The sequence below is a fragment of the Salipiger sp. genome (genome assembly GCF_059781815.1).
The window spans coordinates 1-4,124 of sequence record NZ_JBYNAH010000014.1 but is presented as its reverse complement, the minus strand read 5'-3'; the positions used below and the strand labels follow the sequence as shown (position 1 = coordinate 4,124).

Annotated in this window: 5 protein-coding genes; 3 read left to right on the top strand and 2 right to left on the bottom strand. The window is 67.0% G+C overall.

From position 1 onward, the window contains the following. The first annotated feature begins 156 nt into the window (after nucleotides 1-156). Together AC6RA4_RS02935 and rplQ are read left to right on the top strand one after the other, a co-directional pair. Nucleotides 157-1,173, top strand: coding sequence for a DNA-directed RNA polymerase subunit alpha (locus tag AC6RA4_RS02935; RefSeq protein WP_222601789.1), 1,017 nt, complete (start codon nucleotides 157-159; stop codon nucleotides 1,171-1,173). Nucleotides 1,174-1,333: 160 nt separating this feature from the next. Further along, nucleotides 1,334-1,753 carry a 50S ribosomal protein L17 gene (gene rplQ / locus AC6RA4_RS02930; RefSeq protein WP_007792547.1) on the top strand — a complete coding sequence of 140 codons (420 nt, stop codon included), beginning with the start codon at nucleotides 1,334-1,336 and terminating at the stop codon, nucleotides 1,751-1,753. A gap of 88 nt (nucleotides 1,754-1,841) precedes the next feature. On the opposite strand, the gene AC6RA4_RS02925 is transcribed toward rplQ, so the two are convergent. After that, nucleotides 1,842-2,297, bottom strand: coding sequence for a host attachment family protein (locus tag AC6RA4_RS02925; RefSeq protein WP_500157239.1), 456 nt, complete (start codon nucleotides 2,295-2,297; stop codon nucleotides 1,842-1,844). 15 nt (nucleotides 2,298-2,312) lie between these two features. Further along, the gene (locus AC6RA4_RS02920; protein WP_500157238.1) at nucleotides 2,313-2,513 is read right to left on the bottom strand and encodes a hypothetical protein; all 201 of its coding nucleotides are present in this window, start codon (nucleotides 2,511-2,513) and stop codon (nucleotides 2,313-2,315) included. 118 nt (nucleotides 2,514-2,631) lie between these two features. Here AC6RA4_RS02920 and AC6RA4_RS02915 point away from each other — a divergent pair, with 118 nt between their 5' ends. Further along, nucleotides 2,632-4,020, top strand: coding sequence for a trypsin-like peptidase domain-containing protein (locus tag AC6RA4_RS02915; protein ID WP_500157236.1), 1,389 nt, complete (start codon nucleotides 2,632-2,634; stop codon nucleotides 4,018-4,020). Nucleotides 4,021-4,124 lie beyond the last annotated feature (104 nt).

Sequence of the window (4,124 nt, the reverse complement as noted above, 5' to 3'; positions counted from 1 at the left end):
CACACAACGGCTGCCGCCCGCCGAAGCGCCGCCGCGTCTGATCTATCGCTACAACAAGGTGGGGCCCTGCCGTCGTGCGGGGCCCCGCCTTACGTCATTTCAACCTCGGGCGTCTGAGCCTTTGGACATGGGGCACGGACAGGAATGGAGGGACGCATGATCCACAAGAACTGGGCTGAACTGATCAAGCCGACCCAGCTGGAGGTTCGCCCCGGCGCCGACCCGAGCCGCGTGGCCACCGTCGTCGCCGAGCCGCTCGAGCGTGGCTTCGGCCTGACGCTGGGCAACGCGCTGCGCCGGGTGCTGCTGTCGAGCCTTCAGGGTGCGGCCATCACCAGCGTGCAGATCGACAACGTGCTGCACGAATTCTCCTCCGTCGCGGGTGTCCGCGAAGACGTGACCGACATCGTCCTGAACCTGAAGGGCGTATCGCTGCGGATGGAAGTCGAAGGGCCGAAGCGCCTGTCGATCAACGCCACCGGCCCGGGCGCCGTCACCGCAGGTGACATCGCCGAGACCGCCGGCATCGAGGTCCTGAACAAGGATCACGTGATCTGCCATCTCGACGATGGTGCCGATCTCTATGTCGAGCTGACCGTGAACACCGGCAAGGGCTATGTCTCTGCCGACAAGAACAAGCCGGAAGATGCGCCCATCGGCCTGATCCCGATCGACGCGATCTATTCGCCGGTCAAGAAGGTCGCCTACGAGGTGCAGCCGACCCGTGAGGGCCAGGTTCTCGATTACGACAAGCTGACCATGAAGGTCGAGACCGATGGCTCGGTCACCCCCGAGGACGCGATCGCCTTTGCTGCGCGCATCCTGCAGGACCAGCTGTCGATCTTCGTGAACTTCGACGAGCCCGAAGCGGCTGGCCGCCAGGACGAGGACGATGGCCTCGAGTTCAACCCGCTCCTTCTCAAGAAGGTCGACGAGCTCGAACTGTCGGTGCGTTCGGCCAACTGCTTGAAGAACGACAACATCGTCTATATCGGCGACCTGATCCAGAAGACCGAAGCCGAGATGCTCCGCACCCCGAACTTCGGCCGCAAGTCGCTGAACGAGATCAAGGAAGTGCTGTCCTCCATGGGTCTGCACCTCGGCATGGATGTCGAGGACTGGCCGCCGGACAACATCGAAGATCTCGCCAAGAAGCTCGAAGACCAGTTCTAAGAGCTGAGAGACAAGGAGCGGGGCGCGGTGAGAGGGCGCCCCGTTTCTTTCCCCGCAAGGGGAACCCCCGGGCATCCTGCCCCAAGGTGAGCGGTCCGCAACGCATGGGCCGCCTGACAAAGCAAAACCGCCCGTAGAGGGCAAACCGGAGTAAAGAGACATGCGTCACGCAAAAGGCTACCGCCGCCTCAACCGCACCCACGAGCACCGCAAGGCCCTGTGGGCAAACATGGCCGGCTCGCTGATCGAGCACGAGCAGATCAAGACCACCCTGCCCAAGGCCAAGGAACTCAAGCGCGTCATCGACAAGCTGATCACCCTCGGCAAGCGCGGCGACGTGCACGCCCGCCGTCAGGCCGCTGCCCAGCTGAAGCAGGACAAGGACGTCGCCAAGCTGTTCGAAGTGCTTGGCCCGCGCTACGCCGAGCGTTCGGGCGGCTACTGCCGCGTGCTGAAGGCCGGCTTCCGTTACGGTGACATGGCGCCGATGGCGATCATCGAGCTGGTCGACCGCGACGTCGACGCCAAGGGCGCAGCCGACAAGGCCCGCCTCGCAGAGCTCGAGGCCGCTGAGGAGTAATCCTCGCGACCCGCGACCAAGAGAAAGGCGCCGCAGATCCCTGCGGCGCCTTTTTTCTTTGCCCGGTGGCTTGCTCGAAAGCCGGCGCTCAGGCGGCGTCGAGCTCTTTCTTGACCAGCGTCTCGATCTTGTCGATCGGGTGGTTGGTCAGGGTCTTGGGCACCTCGGCCACCACCTTGTCGGCGACCTCCTTGTGCATCTCGCGGCGCAGATCGCCCAGCACCTGCGGAGAGGCCACCAGCACCAGATGCTCGAAGGCGCCCTTGTGCGCCTCGGCATAGAGCTGGTCGGCGAGATCCGCCGCAAAGCGCTCCTTCTGCAGCTCGTGCCAGTCGGTGTCATCCAGCGACGAGCGCTGCCCCACCCCGGTGTCGTGCATCCGCCCGGGCCGGTTGGCGCCCTGCTCACGGTCGGAGGGGTTCTCCTGCGCCTCCTCGTCGAACATCTCGAGATTGGGGTTCTCGTGGTCGGTCAGGTTGCGCAGGAACAGCGCCTTCTCGCTATCGGTGACAACAACCCACGTGCCTTGCTTCAATTCGGTCATATCGGTCTCCTCTCCTCAGCTGTCCTGCTTCTCTTCGGATTTGCGCACCCGCGTGACACCCGGTCGGTCCTGTTCGGCCCGCTTGAGCAGATCCCGCGTGCCCACCTGACGCTCGGTCGCGCCGCCGGCGCGGCCCTGCTGGTCGGGGGTGTCGGTGCTGTCGGTATAGGCCTCCGTCTCGCGGCCGCCGTCCTCGGATCTCTGACGCTCTGGCATGGGAGTCTCCTTTCAGTCTGTGGCTCCCCAACGCGGAGCCTCACGCGCACGTTCCTTCGCCCGTCTTGATTCCGCCCCCTCGCCCGGGCATATCGCTGGGGCACAGGAGGACCGCACCATGCTTCGCAACGCCGTTGTCGCGCTCACCCTTTCCATCCTTGCCCTCGCCCCCCTGCCCGCCCTCGCCGAGAGCCGCGTGCCGCAGAGCCAGGCCGAGATCTCGCTCAGCTTCGTGCCGCTGGTGAAGCAGGCGACGCCGGCGGTGGTCAACATCTACGCCCGCCGCACCGTCGAGACCCGCAGCCCCTTCGCCGGCGATCCGCTCTTCGGCAACCTCTTCCGCGAGTTCGGCGGCCGGCCGCGGGTGCAGAACTCGCTGGGCTCCGGGGTGATCCTGTCGGAGGACGGCATCGTGGTGTCGAACTACCACGTGGTCGGACAGGCGACCGACATCCGCGTGGTGCTCAACACCGGCGAGGAATACGCCGCCACCGTGCTGCTCGGAGACGAGGAATCCGACCTCGCCATCCTCAAGCTCGACGGCGCCTCGGACATGCCGCACCTGGCCTTGCGCGACAGCGACACGGTCGAGGTCGGCGAGCTAGTGCTGGCGATCGGCAATCCGTTCGGCGTCGGCCAGACGGTGACCTCGGGGATCGTGTCGGGGCTGGCACGCTCCGGAACGGCGACGGGCAACGCGCGCGGCTACTTCATCCAGACCGACGCGCCGATCAACCCGGGCAATTCCGGCGGCGCGCTGATCGACGTGGACGGCGACCTGATCGGGGTGAACACCTCGATCCTGACCCGCTCGGGCGGATCCAACGGCATCGGCTTCGCCATCCCCTCGGCGCTGGTGGCGCAGTTCGTCGAACAGGCCCGCGCCGGCAATGAGGGCTTCGCCCGGCCCTGGGCCGGGATGTCGGGCCAGCCTGTGGATGCGGACCTGTCGGAGAGCCTCGGGCTGGGCCTGCCCGGCGGCGTGCTGATCTCGGCCATCCACCCGGCGAGCCCCTTCGCCGCGGCCGGGCTCGGGGTCGGCGACGTGGTGCTGGCGGTGGATGGCCAGCCGGTCAACACCCCGCCCGAGATGATCTATCGCATGTCGGTGGCCGGGCTCGGCCACGTGGCCCGCATCCGCTACCTCCAGGACGGGCAGGAGCGCGAGGCCGAGGTCGAGATGATCGCCGCGCCGGAAGATCCGCCCCGCGACGCGGAGACGCTCGGCGAGCGCGCCGTACTGCCGGGCCTGTCGCTGGCGCGCGTAAACCCCGCAGTGGCCGCCGAGCTCGGTCTTCCAATGGCGGCCGAGGGCGTCACGGTCACCGATCCCGGCCCCTACGGCGCACGCATCGGCCTGCGCCGGGGGGACATCCTGCTGAGAATCGACGGCCGTAACGTCATCGATCCCGACCGGGTCGACAGGCTGCTCAACCGCGCCGCCCCGCGCGTGGAGATCGAAGCCCTGCGCGGCAACCGCCGGGTCATCCTGCGCTTCCGAACCTGAGCCCGGCGCATCGCCCAACTCAGGCGGTCGCGCGAACGTCATAGGCAGATGCCTCCGGCGGGAGTATTTTTGACGAAGAGAAGACAGGGGCGCAGCGCTCCTGC